Annotated in this window: 15 protein-coding genes and 2 tRNA genes; 6 read left to right on the top strand and 11 right to left on the bottom strand. The window is 70.0% G+C overall.

Going from position 1 to position 15,069, the window contains the following annotated elements; genetic code table 11:
• The first annotated feature begins 8 nt into the window (after nt 1–8).
• A complete protein-coding gene (dnaG, locus tag DVS28_RS15130) occupies nt 9–1,835 on the top strand; it encodes a DNA primase (protein WP_114592201.1) in 1,827 nt (608 codons plus the stop codon).
• Nucleotides 1,836–1,846: 11 nt separating this feature from the next.
• On the top strand, nt 1,847–3,082 hold the full coding sequence (gene rpoD / locus DVS28_RS15125; protein ID WP_114592200.1) for an RNA polymerase sigma factor RpoD: 1,236 nt from the start codon (nt 1,847–1,849) through the stop codon (nt 3,080–3,082).
• A gap of 37 nt (nt 3,083–3,119) precedes the next feature.
• Here the strand turns inward: rpoD and DVS28_RS15120 are convergent, their stop codons facing one another.
• Together DVS28_RS15120 and DVS28_RS15115 are read right to left on the bottom strand one after the other, a co-directional pair.
• The gene (locus tag DVS28_RS15120) at nt 3,120–3,374 is read right to left on the bottom strand and encodes a hypothetical protein (RefSeq protein ID WP_114592199.1); all 255 of its coding nucleotides are present in this window, start codon (nt 3,372–3,374) and stop codon (nt 3,120–3,122) included.
• 302 nt (nt 3,375–3,676) lie between these two features.
• Nucleotides 3,677–3,752 (bottom strand) — tRNA-Asn (locus tag DVS28_RS15115).
• Nucleotides 3,753–3,903: 151 nt separating this feature from the next.
• On the opposite strand from DVS28_RS15115, the gene DVS28_RS15110 reads away from it, so the two are divergent.
• On the top strand, nt 3,904–4,557 hold the full coding sequence (locus DVS28_RS15110; protein ID WP_164710585.1) for a class I SAM-dependent methyltransferase: 654 nt from the start codon (nt 3,904–3,906) through the stop codon (nt 4,555–4,557).
• A 22-nt stretch (nt 4,558–4,579) separates the two neighbouring features.
• On the opposite strand, the gene DVS28_RS15105 is transcribed toward DVS28_RS15110, so the two are convergent.
• Nucleotides 4,580–6,019: a choice-of-anchor B family protein gene (locus DVS28_RS15105; protein WP_114592197.1), complete on the bottom strand. Its 1,440-nt coding sequence runs from the start codon at nt 6,017–6,019 to the stop codon at nt 4,580–4,582.
• 122 nt (nt 6,020–6,141) lie between these two features.
• Between DVS28_RS15105 and DVS28_RS15100 the strand changes: the two genes are divergently transcribed.
• A complete protein-coding gene (locus DVS28_RS15100) occupies nt 6,142–6,759 on the top strand; it encodes a hypothetical protein (RefSeq protein ID WP_114592196.1) in 618 nt (205 codons plus the stop codon).
• A 46-nt stretch (nt 6,760–6,805) separates the two neighbouring features.
• Nucleotides 6,806–9,031: an NADP-dependent isocitrate dehydrogenase gene (locus tag DVS28_RS15095; RefSeq protein WP_114592195.1), complete on the top strand. Its 2,226-nt coding sequence runs from the start codon at nt 6,806–6,808 to the stop codon at nt 9,029–9,031.
• Nucleotides 9,032–9,086: 55 nt separating this feature from the next.
• Here the strand turns inward: DVS28_RS15095 and DVS28_RS15090 are convergent, their stop codons facing one another.
• The 7 genes from DVS28_RS15090 to DVS28_RS15060 form a co-directional block, all read right to left on the bottom strand.
• Nucleotides 9,087–9,389: a DUF1905 domain-containing protein gene (locus DVS28_RS15090; RefSeq protein WP_114592194.1), complete on the bottom strand. Its 303-nt coding sequence runs from the start codon at nt 9,387–9,389 to the stop codon at nt 9,087–9,089.
• A gap of 60 nt (nt 9,390–9,449) precedes the next feature.
• A complete protein-coding gene (locus DVS28_RS15085) occupies nt 9,450–9,983 on the bottom strand; it encodes a cupin domain-containing protein (RefSeq protein WP_114592193.1) in 534 nt (177 codons plus the stop codon).
• 132 nt (nt 9,984–10,115) lie between these two features.
• Complete coding sequence (locus DVS28_RS15080; RefSeq protein WP_114592192.1) at nt 10,116–11,474, bottom strand: HNH endonuclease signature motif containing protein; 1,359 nt, start codon at nt 11,472–11,474, stop codon at nt 10,116–10,118.
• 212 nt (nt 11,475–11,686) lie between these two features.
• Nucleotides 11,687–12,658 carry an SDR family NAD(P)-dependent oxidoreductase gene (locus DVS28_RS15075; protein WP_114592191.1) on the bottom strand — a complete coding sequence of 324 codons (972 nt, stop codon included), beginning with the start codon at nt 12,656–12,658 and terminating at the stop codon, nt 11,687–11,689.
• Between the two features lie 56 nt (nt 12,659–12,714).
• Entirely contained in the window at nt 12,715–12,954 is a 240-nt protein-coding gene (locus tag DVS28_RS15070; protein WP_114592190.1) for a DUF1059 domain-containing protein, read from the bottom strand.
• Between the two features lie 98 nt (nt 12,955–13,052).
• Entirely contained in the window at nt 13,053–13,418 is a 366-nt protein-coding gene (locus tag DVS28_RS15065) for a cupredoxin domain-containing protein (RefSeq protein WP_114592189.1), read from the bottom strand.
• 220 nt (nt 13,419–13,638) lie between these two features.
• A tRNA-Ile gene (locus DVS28_RS15060) sits at nt 13,639–13,711 on the bottom strand.
• A 159-nt stretch (nt 13,712–13,870) separates the two neighbouring features.
• On the opposite strand from DVS28_RS15060, the gene DVS28_RS15055 reads away from it, so the two are divergent.
• Nucleotides 13,871–14,197 (top strand): hypothetical protein, encoded by a 327-nt coding sequence (locus DVS28_RS15055; RefSeq protein ID WP_164710584.1) that lies wholly within the window; start codon nt 13,871–13,873, stop codon nt 14,195–14,197.
• A gap of 88 nt (nt 14,198–14,285) precedes the next feature.
• Here the strand turns inward: DVS28_RS15055 and DVS28_RS15050 are convergent, their stop codons facing one another.
• Nucleotides 14,286–15,005: a class I SAM-dependent methyltransferase gene (locus DVS28_RS15050; RefSeq protein WP_164710583.1), complete on the bottom strand. Its 720-nt coding sequence runs from the start codon at nt 15,003–15,005 to the stop codon at nt 14,286–14,288.
• Nucleotides 15,006–15,069: the final 64 nt, after the last annotated feature.

Below are 15,069 nucleotides of genomic sequence, written 5' to 3'. Positions count from 1 at the left end.
GGACGGACGTGGCTGGGCGCATCAACGATGACGACATCCGGACCCTCAAGGACCGGATAGACATCAGCGCGGTGATTGCGCCGTACACCACGCTGAAGGGGAGCGGGACGAGCCTGATGGGGCGCTGCCCGTTCCACGAGGAGCGCAGCGCGTCGTTCTCGGTCAACGCCGTCAAGGGCGTGTATTACTGCTTCGGCTGCAACGCCCACGGTGACGCCATCGGCTTCGTCATGGAGATCGAGGGCCTGTCGTTCGCCGACGCGGTGGAGAAGCTGGCCCGCCAGTTCGGTGTGGACCTGCGGTACCAGGAGCTCCGCCCCGGACAGAAGGCGGCGCTCGGCAAGCGCACACGGATGCTGGAGGTCATCGGCGAGGCGGCGGCGTTCTACCGGGCACGCCTGAAGGCCGACGACGGGGCGGCTGCACGCAGCTACCTGCTGGACCGCCAGGTCCCGGCCGGTGCCTGGGAGGTGTTCGGGATCGGGTGGGCGCCCGACTCGTGGGACGACCTGTCCACCCACATGCAGCGCAAGGGTGCCGCCGCGAAGGACCTGATCGAGGCCGGCCTGTCCACCCAGGGCAAGCACGGGCTGATCGACCGGTTCCGTGCCCGGGTGCTGTTCCCCATCCACGACCAGCGCGGCAACGACGTCGTGGCCTTCGGCGGGCGGATCCTGCCCGACGGGCCGGTCGTCACCAAGATCGACGGCACCGCCCCCAAGTACATCAACTCGCCGAAGACCGACGTCTACGACAAGTCCACCACCCTCTACGGGCTGCACCTCGCCCGACGCGAGATCGTCAAGCGTCGCGAGGTCCTCGTCGTCGAGGGCTACATGGACGTCATCGCGCTGCACCTCGCCGGGACGACCCAGGCGGTGGCCCCGTGCGGGACCGCCCTCACCGAGCAGCATTTCGCGATGATCGAGCGGATGGACGCACGCGTCACCCTCTGCCTCGACGCCGACAGCGCCGGGTTCGAGGCCGCCGAACGTGCTCGGGAGCGGGCCGAGGCCGCCAACGTCACCGACCTGGGCGTCCTCGTCCTGCCGGAGGGCAAGGACCCCGCCGACCTCGTGGCCGAGGGCGGTGCGGCGGCCGTCGAACAGGTCATGGCGGGCCGGAAGACGGCCGTGGAGTTCCAGATCGAGCACAAGCTGCGGACCGCCGACCTGTCCACGCCCGAGCTGCAGACGGCGGCCTACCAGTCCACCTTCGAGCTGCTGGGCCGCATCGAGAACCCATCGTTGCGGTACAAGTACGTCTTCGACGTGGTCGCCCCTGCGGTGGGGCTGCCGGCGCAACGGATCGAGGACGAGCTGAACCGGACGTACCCACCCGGTGGACGGGGACGGACGACGACGGTGGCCCCGCCGGACCGAACCGTCCTGCCCGGAAGCCGGGATCCGCAGATGCAGCTGGAACGACAGGTGCTCCAGGTGGCCCTGCAACGTCCCGAGCTGCTGCCCGACGGGTGGCAGCTGCTGGACGAGCAGGTCTTCACGGCCGAACCGTCACGGCAGCTGTTCCGGGCGATCTGCAAGGCGGGCGACGACTTCGAGGCCGTGCTCGACGCCATGCCCGACGACGACATGCGACGACGGGTCCGGGGGCTCGCGGTCGCGGAGCTGACCACGGTGCCCGAGCAGACCGCGATCGCCGGGCTGCTGGAGGCGCTGCGGGGCCGTGACGCCAAGCGGCGGTGGCAGGCCGCTCGCAACCGGTTGTCGGACAGCCGCGAGCGGTTGGCCCCCGAGGAGCGCGGTGAGCTCATGCGGGAGATCGGCGAGCTCGAACGGGTCTGGCGTGCCCACGAGGGAAGGGGGGCGCTGTGAGCGCACAACCCATGCCGAAGGAGGGAACGACCGACGTCCCACCGGTCCCGGCACCGGAGGACACGGGCCGAGACGCGGCCGAGGTCGAGGCCGAGCTGCTGGACGCCCATGCGGTGACCGACCTGCTGCACGTCGGCCGCCAGCGTGGCTACGTGACCCCGCAGGAGGTCGACGACGCCCTGGCCGGGGCACGGGTGGGGGACGGGGCCGAGACGGCGCTCAGCAGCCTGCTGACCGCCGAGGGCATCACGACACGCAAGCCGCCCCCACCGCCGCCCAAGGCGGCCCCTCGACGTCGCGACCCACCGTCTGACGTCGTGGTACCGGCCTCCACGGGCGATCCGGTGCGGTTGTACCTGCGGGAGATCGGTCGGGTCGAGCTGCTGAGCGCCGAGGAGGAAGTCGACCTCGCCAAGCGCGTCGAGGCAGGGCTTGCGGCCGGGGTGTTCCTCGCCTCCCTCACCGACGAGGACGACGACGTCGTCCGCCGACGCCAGCTGACCCGTGTCGAGCGGGGTGGGCACATCGCCAAGCGCCGACTGGTCGAGGCCAACCTGCGGCTCGTCGTCTCGATCGCCAAGCGGTACGTCGGCAGGGGAATGGTGCTCCTGGACCTGATCCAGGAGGGCAACCTCGGCCTGATCCGCGCGGTGGAGAAGTTCGACTACCGCAAGGGCTACAAGTTCTCGACCTACGCGACGTGGTGGATCCGGCAGGCCATCACACGGGCCATCGCCGACCAGGCCCGCACCATCCGCATCCCGGTGCACATGGTGGAGACGATCAACAAGGTCGTCCGGACCCAGCGGCGGCTGCACCAGATGCTTGGCCGCGACCCCTCCTCGGCGGAGATCGGCGCCGAGCTGGACATCGACGAGGAGAAGATCGACGACATCCTCAAGATCTCCCAGGAGACGGTCAGCCTGGAGACACCCGTCGGTGGCGAGGACGACGCATCGCTGGGGGACTTCATCGAGGACGACCGAGCCGTGGTGCCCCTCGACGCCGCGAGCTTCCACCTGATGCAGGACCAGATCCGCGGTGTCCTGCACACCCTCAACGACCGCGAGCAGCGGGTCATCGCCCTGCGCTTCGGCCTCGACGGGGGACAGGCACGGACCCTGGAGGAGGTCGGGGACGAGTTCGGCGTCACCCGCGAACGGATCCGCCAGATCGAGGCCAAGACGCTGGCCAAGCTGCGCCACCCCTCACGGTCCGACCAGCTGCGCGACTACCTCCGCGACTGACCCTCCGCGCGGTCCTTGGGTCAGCGCGGTCCTTGGGTCAGCCCTGGCCGTCGAGGCGGTCGTGGAGGTCCAGGACACGCCCCATCTGCTCGCCGGCCTGGCCGACGGCGGGGAACTCCTCCTTGGCCGATGACCAGGCGTCGCGCAGCCCGTCCTCGAGATGGCGGGCAGTACGGGACCCCATGAACACCTCCGCCGTCTGACGGATCGTCTCGTAGCGTCCCCGGCCCGCCTTGGCGCCGAGCACGTAGCCGACCGCGAAGCCGGTGGCGACCCCGAACCTGAATCCCATCGCTGCTGTCCTTCCCGCGTCCCGTGCAGTGTGCTGCACTTCGTGCTTCCGACACCGTACCGGGGGTGGCGACGGGTCGGGGAGATCAGCGGGTGTTCATGGTCCAGCAACGGCGGCGAAACACCCGGGGCGCAGACTCGACACCGGAGGTGAGGCGACGATGGACGACATCAGAGACACCCTCGTGCAGCGGGCCTGGCTGTACCCCGACGCCGAGTCGTTCCGCGCCGGAGTCGACGCTGCGCTGGCGGCCGTTCGTGCCGGTGATCGGGGGGATCGCACCGGAGGCGCGGTGGGAGATGTGGCTCCGAGGGTGGGACTTGAACCCACAACCTATCGATTAACAGTCGATTGCTCTGCCGATTGAGCTACCTCGGAAGGTGCCGGCCGTGGCCGGCGGTCACGCATGGGTTCGGAGGACTCCGTGTCCCGTGCGGAGCGACAAGTGTGCCACGCCGGCCGCCCGGTGACCAAGGTCCGCCCCCGTCCGGTGCCGGCCGGCCGAACAGGGTCGCTACGCTGCGGCGCCATGGCAGCCCGATCCGATCGTCGTGACTTCACCCAGGCGCCCCTCCGGGGCCGTGTCGAGGCCTTCCTGCTGAGCGTCGGGGCCCCCGCGGACGAGAAGCTGATGGGGGACCGCAAACGCGCCACGATCGGGACGCTCACCGGCACCGTCGTCGAGTTCGGCCCGGGCCCCGGCGGCAACATGGGCTACTACGGGCCGGACGTCCACCTGATCGCCATCGAACCCAACCCCGCCATGCACGACCGGCTGCGCGAGGCGGCCGACCGCCACGGTGTCGACATGGAGATCCGCACCCAGCACGGCGAGGACCTGGACCTGCCCGACGGGGCCGCCGACGCCGTGGTCGGCACGCTGCTGCTCTGCGGTGTCGACGACCCGGCGATGGTCGTCGAGCAGATCAAGCGGGTGCTGCGTCCTGGCGGTACCTACGTGTTCTTCGAGCACGTCGTCGCCGAGGCGGGGTCCGGTACTCGCCGGCTGCAGCGGGTCGTGGCCGGCCCACACCGCTGGTTGTTCAACGGCTGCGAGCTGGACCGCGACACCGGCGCCCTGCTGCGTGACGCCGGGTTCACCGACATCGACATCGAGCCGATCGACGCCGGGCCGGGGGCGGTGTGGACACGGCCGAGGATCTTCGGCCGCGCCATCCGCTAGCGCTTCTGAACCGCGGCTGGGCCTAGCGGTCGGCCAGGTCGTGGTCGGGACGGGCGGCGACGATGTCGTCGAACACCTCGTCCTGGACCTTCACCAGCCACAGGCCGTCGTAGCCGCTGATGACCACGGTGCCCGAGTCGAAGTAGGGGTAGTTCGACCAGGTTCCCGAGAAGCTCGTGCCGTCGTTGTCGGGGAAGACGTCGAAGTACGCGACCTCCTCCAGCTCGTTGCCGTTGGTGGGGTCGTTGTCGACGTCGTCGATGTCGTAGAGGTCGACGACCCGCAGGCCCGAGGCGTAGTTGGACTGGTAGACCAGCCCGTCGCGGATGTACATGTTGTGGTCGATCGACTGCGACTGGCCGTAGTGGGTGCCCTGCCACGTCGGGTTGTCGAGGTCCTCGACGTCGAACACGAGCGTGCGGGTGGGCATGCCGGCGTTGGCGTCCTCGTCCAGCTCGTCACCCATCAGGAAGTGGCGGCCGTCGTCGGTCAGCCAGCCCTGGTGGGCGTACTCGGTCCGGTCGTACTCGACGGTGGCGATGTGGCTGGGGGCGAGCTTGTCGGTGACGTCGACGATGGCGACGTGGGTCTCGGAGCTGTTGAAGCAGATCTCGTGCTCGAACCAGTCCGCGTCGGGACCGCGGTAGACCACGCACTCGGTGTCGTGCACGTAGCGCGACAGCGCCCCGAGGGGACCGACCAGTGAACCGACGACGCCGACGCCGCCTTCCTCGACGTAGCAGCCGGCGAAGGTGGGCACGGGGGTCTTCAGGTCGACGATGTGGAGGCCGGCACGGCACTGGTCCTCGGCCGCCAGTCCGGCGTTGCCACCGACGATGTAGGCGAAGCCCGTCTCCTCGTTGATGGCCAGGTTGTGGGCCGCGACGTTGAGGGGATAGAAGCTGTCCATCACCCAGTCCTGCGCGTCGGTGACACCGTCCAGGCGGAACAGGTCGAAGACCTGCATGCCGTGGGGGTTGGACTCGCTGACGGCATAGGCCTTGTTGTCGTAGACCTTGATGTCCTGCCAGACCAGCTGGGCAGCGGCGGTGTTGAGCATGGTGCCCAGGTACACCGGGGCCGTCGGGTCGGTGACGCGGAAGAACGCCACGCCGTTGGTCTTGCCGAACAGCACGTACTCGTCGCCCGTCTCGGGGGACGTCCAGCCCCACACGTCGGAGCCGCGGATCGAGCTGTACAGGCCGGGTGCGTAGGTGGGCAGCCCCGCGAACTCGCTGATCGGGGTGAACGACAGCAGGTCGATCCCGTCACAGGGGAACGGACCGGCCATGCCGTCGACGCACGGGGTCTGGCCCAGCGACTCGGTCGGCACGGCTTGGGAGACCTCGGGGATCTTGTGGACGTGGGTCCGCATCTCGTCCAGCAGGGCCAGCGGGTCGGCGGCAGCGATGCCGAGCAGCGCCACGATGGCGATCAGAGCAGAAGCGGTCTTGGTGCGCATGCCCCCCGGTTCGCGGTCGACCTGGTGTTTTCCTGCCTCCAGGCGGGAACCAATACCGTCTTCGTGGCGACGCAGCGAGGTCGGTTGGTTTCCGACGGGCTGTTCGGCGCATCATCGGGGACATGACCGACCACGCCGACGGGGGCACGACCGACCGCACGAAGTCAGCGGAGGGCATGTCAGCGGAGGAACAGTGGCGTGCGGCGACGGCGAACGGTTCGTTCGAGGCGCTGATGGGCGAGGTCGTGGAGGCGGCAAGCCGGTCGGCCGGCACGCTGGTGCTCGAGGGGTTCCGGGTGGCGCGACGTGCGGCCCGGGCCACCCGCCAGGCCCTCGACCCGCTGCTGGTGGCCATTCGCAGCGGCACGTCGTTGCGCGAGGACCTGCTGCGCATGGTGTCCCGCCTGCTCGACGACCCGCCGGTCGGCGACACGACCTGGACCCAGCCCGTCCCGTCGTCCTCCGAGGGCCACCCCTCCGGTGCACCCTCGCCCGAGGACCTTCCCCCGGAGATGGCCGAGCTGCACGACGCGATCGTGCAAGGCGTCCGCCGCGCCGCTGCCGCCGGGGAGGTCGACACACCCGAGGGTGTGGAGGCCATCGCCTGGGCGCTCACCAGCCTGCTGATGACCCTGGCGATGCGCTCGCGGGAGGGTGAGGACACCGCCCCGCTGATCGCCGCCGCGACCTCGGCGATGGAGGACCTGCTGGGATCGGCGGATCCCTCGGCCGCTCGGTAGCATCCGCTCGAATCTCGCCCACCGCACACAGAGACGAAAGAGTCCCATGAGCACCATCATCTACACCCACACCGACGAGGCGCCTGCGCTGGCGACGTACTCGTTCCTGCCGATCATCGAGGCGTTCGCCGGGGCGTGCGGGGTGCAGATCGAGACCCGGGACATCTCGTTGGCCGGCCGCATCCTCGCCGCCATGGGCGACCACCTCGAGCCGGAGCAGCAGGTCAACGACGCCCTGGCAGAGCTGGGCGAGCTGGCCAAGACCCCCCAGGCCAACATCATCAAGCTGCCCAACATCTCCGCGTCGCTGTCGCAGATGAAGGCCGCCATCAAGGAGCTCCAGGCGCAGGGCTACGAGCTCCCGGACTACCCCGACGAGCCCGCCACCCCCCTGGAGGAGGCCATCCGGGCCACCTACGACTCGGTGAAGGGCAGCGCGGTCAACCCGGTGCTCCGCGAGGGCAACTCCGACCGTCGTGCGCCTGCCGCCGTCAAGGGCTACGCCCGCAAGAACCCGCACCGCATGGGCTCTTGGGACAGCGACTCGTCCACCCACGTCGCCACGATGGGTGAGGACGACTTCCGCTCCAACGAGCAGTCGGTCACCGTGCAGTCCGCCGGTGAGCTCCGGATCGTCCACGAGGCCGCCGACGGCACCGAGACCGTGCTGCGCGAGTCCGTGCCCGTCCTCGATGGCGAGGTCGTCGACGCCACGTACATGAGCGCGAAGGCCCTGCAGGAGTTCCTGGCCGCCGAGATCGCCGACGCCGAGGACAAGGGCGTCCTGTTCAGCCTGCACCTGAAGGCCACGATGATGAAGGTCTCCGACCCGATCATCTTCGGCCACGCCGTGAAGGTGTACTTCGCCGACGTGTTCGAGAAGTACGGCGAGCAGCTCGAGCAGGCCGGCGCCAACCCCAACGACGGCCTCGGGGGCGTCCTGTCGGCGCTCGACAGCCTGCCCGAGGACACCGCCGCGGAGATCCGCACCGCCATCGAGCAGCGCATCGCCGACGGCCCCGACATGGCGATGGTCAACTCCGACAAGGGCATCACCAACCTGCACGTGCCCTCCGACGTCATCATCGACGCCTCGATGCCCCGCGTCATCCGCGACGGCGGACAGGACTGGGGCCCCGACGGCGAGCTGCACGACACCAAGGCCACCATCCCCGACAGCTCCTACGCCGACCTGTACGCCGAGACCGTGGCGTTCTGCAGGGCCCACGGCGCGTTCGACCCGACCACGATGGGCACCGTCCCCAACGTCGGGCTGATGGCGCAGAAGGCCGAGGAGTACGGCAGCCACGACAAGACCTTCGAGGTCCCGGCCGACGGCACCGTCAAGGTCGTCGACGCCGACGGCAACGTGCTGATGTCCCACGAGGTCGAGGCCGGTGACATCTGGCGTGCCTGCCAGGCCAAGGACGCCCCCATCCGCGACTGGGTGTCCCTGGCGGTCCGCCGTGCGCGTGCCACCGGCTGGCCGGCCATCTTCTGGCTGGACGAGACCCGTGCCCACGACGCGCAGCTGATCGAGAAGGTCAACACCTACTTGGCGGAGGAGGACACCGACGGCCTCGACATCCGCATCATGAACGTGGCCGACGCGACTCGCTTCACGCTGGACCGTGCCGCCAAGGGCGAGAACACCATCTCCGTCACCGGCAACGTGCTGCGCGACTACCTGACCGACCTGTTCCCGATCCTCGAGCTGGGTACCTCGGCCAAGATGCTGTCGATCGTCCCGCTGATGAACGGCGGTGGCCTGTTCGAGACCGGTGCCGGTGGGTCGGCCCCCAAGCACGTGCAGCAGTTCGAGGCCGAGAACCACCTGCGGTGGGACTCCCTCGGTGAGTTCCTCGCGCTGGCCGTGTCGCTGGACCACGAGGCCGAGACGACCGGCAACGCCGGCGCCAAGGTGCTCGGTGCCGCGTTGGACACCGCCACGGAGAAGCTGCTGGACGAGGGCAAGTCCCCGTCCCGCAAGGTCAACGAGCTGGACAACCGCGGTTCGCACTTCTACCTGGCGCTGTACTGGGCGCAGGCGCTGGCCGAGCAGACCGAGGACGCGGCGCTGGCCGAGCGGTTCGCCCCGCTCGCCGCCGCCCTCGGCGAGCAGGAGGACACGATCGTGCAGGAGCTCAACGAGGTCCAGGGCCAGTCCATGGACATCGGGGGCTACTACGCGCCCGACGCCGACAGGGCGTCGGCGGCCATGCGGCCGTCGGAGACCTTCAACCGGGTGCTGGCCGACTTCGTCAGCCAGTAGCTTCGTCAGCCAGTAGGGGAGTGGGTGCGCCGGACGACCTCGACGGTCGTCCGGCCTACAGGTCGACCAGCCGGACGGTGACGGTGACCTCGTCGCCGTCGCCCACCCCGTTGGCGGTCCGCACCGCCTTCTTCATGGGCAGGATGTAGCAGCCCCGGCCCTTGTCGGGGAACAGGGACGTCTGCCAGGTCGAGCTGCCCATGCTGACCTCGACACGGACCGAGCCGAAGCCCCGGCGGGCGGCCCCGCCGGTGACCTCCAGGATGTGGTCGCTGTCCTCCTCCGGCAGCGTCACGAAGTGCCACGACGCGTTGCCGTCGTGCTCCCAGATGGGTGTGGTGAAGGTGAAGTCCTGCATGTCGGTTGGGAGTGTCGCCGATGTGGCCGGTGCCCGGCAGGGCCCGCCGGCCGGCTGCGCTCACCGCGGTGTCAGTGGTGTGCTCGTGCTCGGGACCTCCAGGCGGGTGGCCTCCCATCCGGGTGGTCTCGTGCCCAGCGGGGGACCGGTGACGGTCATGGCACAGGCGGCGGCGATCTCGCCGTAGGCGGCTGGGTCGGCGGGACCGGCCGGCAGGGCCGCGTGCAGCTCGAAGAAGCGTTCCATGCCGCCCGGGGTGAACATGACCAGGACCTCACCCGGTTCGTCGGTCACGTTCTGGAAGCAGTGCGAGGTGCCGCGGGGGACGAACACGAACGACTTCTCCGGGGCGTCGAGGAGTCGTCCGTCGGTGAGGAACCGGAAGTCGCCGAGGTGGACGAACCACATCTCGTCCTCGTTGGCGTGGACGTGCTCGGGTGGCCCCTGACCCGGACCGACGCCGACCTGCAGGAAGGCGAAGACGCCACCGGTGGTCTCGGCGCGGGCCTTGATGATCGAGGGGCCGCCGGCCGGCCCCCGCAGGTGCGTGCCCTCGTCGGGGCGTACCACGAACGCCACGGGTCCCTCACCCATCAGCTGCCTCCAGGAGACGTGGGCCCGAGCGGTCGGGACCCGATCGCCTCATCATCCGCCCGGCCGACGCTGGTGTCCACGAACAGTGCTTGCGGACGCGCCGATGGCCCCACCTGGTCGGTGGGGTGCGGGTCAGGTCGGTCGTGGTTGGGTCGGTCTGGGTTGGGTGGGTCGTAGCGGCGGTCGGGAGACCAGCCGGGTGCGACCGTTCTGGACCATGTAGGTGCCGTCGGGCTGGAGGGTCTGGGTCCAGCCGGGGGCGTGGACCCGCAGGTGGCAGCGGCGACACAACAACAGCATGTTGGTGGTGTCGGTCGGGCCGGGCCGTGGGATGACGTGGTGGGCGTCGGTCCACCGTGCCGGCGCCCGACAGCCCGGGAACCGGCAGCCCTGGTCCCTGGCGTCGAGGGCATCACGGAGGGGTTTGGTGACCGGGGTGTCACCCCGGCCGGCGGCCATCACCAGGGTGCCGTCGGTGATGATCGGCACAAGGGTGGCGTCGCACGCCCAGGCCTGGGCGGTGACCCGGCTGATGCGGGTGGATCCGCCGGCGGTCTGCCACAACAACCGCCCGGTCGCGCGACCATCCGGGTCGTCACTGTCGGCGAGGAGGTCCTTGACGTCGACGATGGCCGACAGGCGGGGTCGGGCGGGCCGTCCGGGTGCGGGGGTGGCGAGCCACTCGCTCAGCGCCCGGTACAGGCCCTCGGCGAGCTGGACCCGTCGTGGCCGGGTGTCCCGGTACTTCTTGGGGATCGGTGTGCCCTCGTCATCGCGGGCAACGTCGTCGTCTGATACGTCGGCGGTCAGGTCGTCGTCGCCAACCGCGTCGTTGGGGTTGTCGAGGTGGTGGTCGTGGCCTGCGGGTGCCTGTGCGGATGTGGGTCGGTTGGCGGCGGCGTTCATGGCCTGGCCGAGGACGGCGTTGAGCTCGGGGTCGGCGTGGATGTACCAGTCGCCCCAGCCGTCGAAGGAGGGCTGGCAGACCGCCGACGCATGGTCGGGGGCGGTCTCGGCGGCCGTGTCGACGGCCTGTCGGTCGATGCGCCAGGCGAGGTCGGCGGTGATGTCGCCGATCCGGTCGGGTTCGACGTCTCGGGCGGTGCCGACGGCGGCGGCGAGCTGGTCGTCGAGGGTCTGTCGTTGGGCGACGGACAGGTCGCGGGCTGCCATGACGATGGTGCGGACCTGGGACCAGGACAGGCAGCCCTGGTCGAAGGCCTGCCAGGTCTCGGGCATGGCCGACAGCGTCTGCACGCACCGTTCCAGGAACGCGGCTTCGGCACCCGTCACGTCGGCGGCGAGGCCGATGAGTCGCCGGGCGGGCAGGCCGTCACGCGAGACGCCGCCGGCCTGCTGGATCCCTCGAAGAACCTCGGCCATCAACCGGTCGACCTGCCGCAGCTTGGCGACCACGGAGTCGACCGGATCGAGCACACCGACACCGGCGGAGGACCCTCCACCCGGCGCTCGATCCAGCTCGACCTTCATGGAACAAGTGTACGAGTCGGGTGTGACATCGAGACCGCCGCATTCCGCATCTGTGGAGAACCCGATCGACGACCCGAAGGCGCCCTGATGAGCGACGGGACCGACAACGAGGGCTGGAACCACGACGTGTTAACCGTCACCCCGGGCATCCCGGGTGACTCCGGCTCGGGCTACTGGGCACCGAGCCCTTCGACGACGGCGCCACCCTCTGATCAGGCGTCGGCCAGCCACTCCTGGCTGACCGTCCACAGCCGCTCGGCCGCCTCGGGGTCGCACGCCCACGGACGGACGTGCTGGTGACCCGGGCTGACGGCGCCCGCCAGCGGGGCGACGTCGACGTCCTCGCAGTACAGCCCACCGAGCCCGTCGAGCTGTGCCGACGTGGCGGCCCAGACCGTGGTCGCCGCGCCCTGCTCGGGGGTCTTGAAGGCCTGCTGGACGGCCTCGGGGACGGTGCCGTCGGGGTTCTTCCAGCCCAGGGCGACCATCTCCTCCTCGGGGAGGTGGCGCTGCAGCGGGGTGAAGATGCCGCCGGGATGCACCGAGAACGCGCGGATGCCCCGGTCCTCACCACGAGCGTCGACACCCATGGCGAACAGCGCGTTGGCGGTCTTGGCCTGCCCGTAGGCCTGCCACTTGTCGTAGGGGGTGGAGGTGAAGTGCGGGTCGTCCCACTGGATGCCACCGATGCGATGGCCGATCGAGGACAGCGCCACCACCCGTGCGCCCGCCGCGTCGACCAGGGCGGGTTCGAGGCCGAGGTACAGGGCCATGTGGCCGAGGTGGTTGACACCCATCTGCATCTCCCAGCCGGGCCCCACCCGCCCCTCGGGACAGGCCATGATCCCGGCGTTGTTGACCAGCAGGTGCAACGGCCTGGCGGAGCTCGACCAGTCGGACGCGAAGCGCCGCACGCTGGCGAGGTCGGCGAGGTCCATGGGCGCCACGTCGACGGCGTCCCCGAACGCCGCCAAGGCGTCCCGTGCGACGTCCGGTCGGCGTGCCGGGACGGTCACGTGTGCGCCCGCCGTCACCAACGCACGAACGGTCTCCAAGCCGATGCCTGAGTAGCCGCCGGTGACCACAGCCATTCGACCGGACAGGTCGATGCCGTCGATCACCTCAGCGGCGGTGGACTTCGCACGGAAGCCCGACCCGATCGGATGCTGGTCCAGGGGGCCCATGATCTGCCTCTCGTGGTCGCCTGCGGAGGCAGGCGGTCAGGGCCCTCACCCTACCGTCAGGCCCCTTCGGGCAGGGCAGCGAAGTCCCGTTTCACCTGTCGGTACCAGCCCATCCCGGAGATCGGCCGCTTCCAACGGCCCTTCATCTCCTCCAGGGCCTCGCGGTGGGTCTCGTCGCCCGCGGCGACCACCTCCTTGAGGTGCGCGTCCTGCGCCTGGATGACCTCGTTGTGGTTCTTGCCCGTGAATCGCTCGTCGCACGGTCCACCGAGGTCGCGGCACGTCATCGTCTTCATCCTTCGCTCCTGTTCGTCGTCGTGTGGGGCGACGGTAGGAGGAGAGGAGTGGCGACCGCTTCTTCGATCCTGCTCGGTTGGGTCGGGCCGGCCGCGACTCACTCGGTGACGACGAGGGTGCCGGTCATCGACGGATGGATCGAGCACATGAAGGCGTACTCGCCGGGGGTGTCGACTGTGGTGGTGAACTCCCCGCCGCCATCGATCCGGCCGGAGTCGAACGTCCCGTCCGCCGCAGTCCACGTGTGCGTGGCGTCGTCCGCGTTGACCACCCGGACCGTGGTACCTGCGGGGACCGGATCGATCGCGCCGAACGCGAAGTCGACGATGGACAGCGTCGCCGCGTCCTGATCACCGTCCCCGGGATCGGCCGCCCCCGCAGGGCTCGGCTCGTCCGCCACCTCGGAGGAGCCACACGCGACGGCCAGCAGGAGGATGACGAACAGGAGGGTGATGCGACGCATGGACGTGCCTTCGACTCGAACGGACGACCTACCCCACCACTACGACACGACTCACCCCAGAACACAACCCCCAGGCGACCACAGGCCCATCGAGGGGGTGGGCCCTTGGCCTCCGTGGCCCGAACGGCCCGAGCGGAGCGGAGGACGGCTGGGCGAACCCCACGCGGACGTCCGTGGCGACGCCACAGGACACATCGCGAGCGCCAGCGAGCGCTCCGCGTGGGCCGGGCGGGGCTCGAACCCGCAACCAATCGATTATGAGTCGACTGCTCTGACCATTGAGCTACCGGCCCGCAAGGCGGCCGATCGTAGCCCCCCGGTCCCGCTGGACGCGACCCGATGGCCACGCCCACATCGGTGACCGAGCGATTACCGTGTGGGACCGACCGGGCCCATCCGTCGTATGGTGCCCGGACGCAAAGCCCAAGCCCCCACCCCGAAAGGTCCTTGCCATGCGCTTGATCACTATGGCCATCGCCCTGGCCATGTTCGCCGTCGCGTGCGGCGGCAGCGGTACGAGCGGCGGCGACGCGGCCCGTTTCTGCGAGATCATGGAAGAGTTCGTCACCCTCGCCAACGACGCCATCGCCGGCGCAGCCGAGGGAGAGACCGACGACATCGAGACACTGACCGCCCGCGTCGAGGAGCTCGTCACCGAGGCCGAGGCTGCGGCCCCGGAGGAGATCTCCGACATCATCAACTCCCCCGACGAGGCCGATCAGGACGAGATCACCAACTACGTTTCCGAGGAGTGCGGCGTCGAGCTGCCGTCCTTCTAGGACACCCACAAGCAGTCAGCCAACGTCGACGGCGGTCACCCCATGGGTGGCCGCCGTTCGTCGTGGTGGCTGACCGCGGTGAACCCTCCTACGGGCGGGCAGCGACGAAGGCGGGCCAGTGCTCGCCGAACTCCAACGCGCAGCTGCCGTATCGCGCCACGGGCCGCACGGCGACGAACCCGGCGCGGGCCAGCCCGGTCCGCACGTCCTGCGCCGGGTACAGCCGCAGCTCGTGGGTCTCGTCGTGCCGCCGATAGTTGCCGTTGCGGCCGTTGCGCGTGAACAGGGTGATCCGTCGCGTGGTCCGGAACCGCTCCGACGTCGTCTGCACCGACAGGAACACCCCGCCCCGGTCCTGCACCAGGGTGGACTCCTCCTCCGCGCCGTGGCGACCGGGACCGGGCACGTCGAGCAGCACCACCCCGCCGGGTCGGAGTGCCGCGTGGAAGGCCTCCAGCGTCTCGTCGAGGTCGATGGTCAGGTCGTAGGCCAACGCCTCGCCGAGCGCCACGATGCCGACCAGCCGGCCGGGAAGCGCGACCGATGCCATGGTGGCCTCGACCGTCGTCGCCTCCGGCACCCGGTCCCGGGTCATGGCCAGCATGGCAGGGGAGGGGTCGACCGCCACCACGTCGAAGCCGGCGTCGACCAGCACGCGTGATGCGATGCCGCCGCCGCAGCCGAGGTCGGCCACCGTGCCCCCGGTCCACCCGGCGGCGCGCAGGTGGGCGACCATGGTCGACGCGCCTTCGCGGGCCAGCTCGCCGGCGTGGGCGTCGTGGAACTCGGCGAGGTCGCGGTCGTACATCGTGCGGATCGTGCCCCGCCCGGGCCGGCGCAGCAAACGGGACGGCCCGATAGGGTCGAGGGCG

The organism is Euzebya pacifica, from assembly GCF_003344865.1.
Classification (GTDB): domain Bacteria; phylum Actinomycetota; class Nitriliruptoria; order Euzebyales; family Euzebyaceae; genus Euzebya; species Euzebya pacifica.
The sequence above is the reverse complement of the archived record's forward strand: the minus strand, read 5'-3'. Positions and strand labels throughout refer to the sequence as shown.

What these genes read in the sequence shown, in the direction of transcription:
- DVS28_RS15085 (WP_114592193.1), bottom strand. Translation starts at nt 9,983, where the DNA reads ATGGGTGAGGGACCCGTGGCGTTCGTGGTACGCCCCGACGAGGGCACG.
- DVS28_RS15105 (WP_114592197.1), bottom strand. Translation starts at nt 6,019, where the DNA reads ATGCGCACCAAGACCGCTTCTGCTCTGATCGCCATCGTGGCGCTGCTC.
- rpoD (WP_114592200.1), top strand. Translation starts at nt 1,847, where the DNA reads ATGCCGAAGGAGGGAACGACCGACGTCCCACCGGTCCCGGCACCGGAG.
- DVS28_RS15120 (WP_114592199.1), bottom strand. Translation starts at nt 3,374, where the DNA reads ATGGGATTCAGGTTCGGGGTCGCCACCGGCTTCGCGGTCGGCTACGTG.
- DVS28_RS15110 (WP_164710585.1), top strand. Translation starts at nt 3,904, where the DNA reads ATGGCAGCCCGATCCGATCGTCGTGACTTCACCCAGGCGCCCCTCCGG.
- DVS28_RS15070 (WP_114592190.1), bottom strand. Translation starts at nt 12,954, where the DNA reads ATGAAGACGATGACGTGCCGCGACCTCGGTGGACCGTGCGACGAGCGA.
- DVS28_RS15050 (WP_164710583.1), bottom strand. Translation starts at nt 15,005, where the DNA reads ATGTACGACCGCGACCTCGCCGAGTTCCACGACGCCCACGCCGGCGAG.
- DVS28_RS15100 (WP_114592196.1), top strand. Translation starts at nt 6,142, where the DNA reads ATGACCGACCACGCCGACGGGGGCACGACCGACCGCACGAAGTCAGCG.
- DVS28_RS15065 (WP_114592189.1), bottom strand. Translation starts at nt 13,418, where the DNA reads ATGCGTCGCATCACCCTCCTGTTCGTCATCCTCCTGCTGGCCGTCGCG.
- DVS28_RS15095 (WP_114592195.1), top strand. Translation starts at nt 6,806, where the DNA reads ATGAGCACCATCATCTACACCCACACCGACGAGGCGCCTGCGCTGGCG.
- DVS28_RS15090 (WP_114592194.1), bottom strand. Translation starts at nt 9,389, where the DNA reads ATGCAGGACTTCACCTTCACCACACCCATCTGGGAGCACGACGGCAAC.
- DVS28_RS15080 (WP_114592192.1), bottom strand. Translation starts at nt 11,474, where the DNA reads ATGAAGGTCGAGCTGGATCGAGCGCCGGGTGGAGGGTCCTCCGCCGGT.
- DVS28_RS15055 (WP_164710584.1), top strand. Translation starts at nt 13,871, where the DNA reads ATGCGCTTGATCACTATGGCCATCGCCCTGGCCATGTTCGCCGTCGCG.
- DVS28_RS15075 (WP_114592191.1), bottom strand. Translation starts at nt 12,658, where the DNA reads ATGGGCCCCCTGGACCAGCATCCGATCGGGTCGGGCTTCCGTGCGAAG.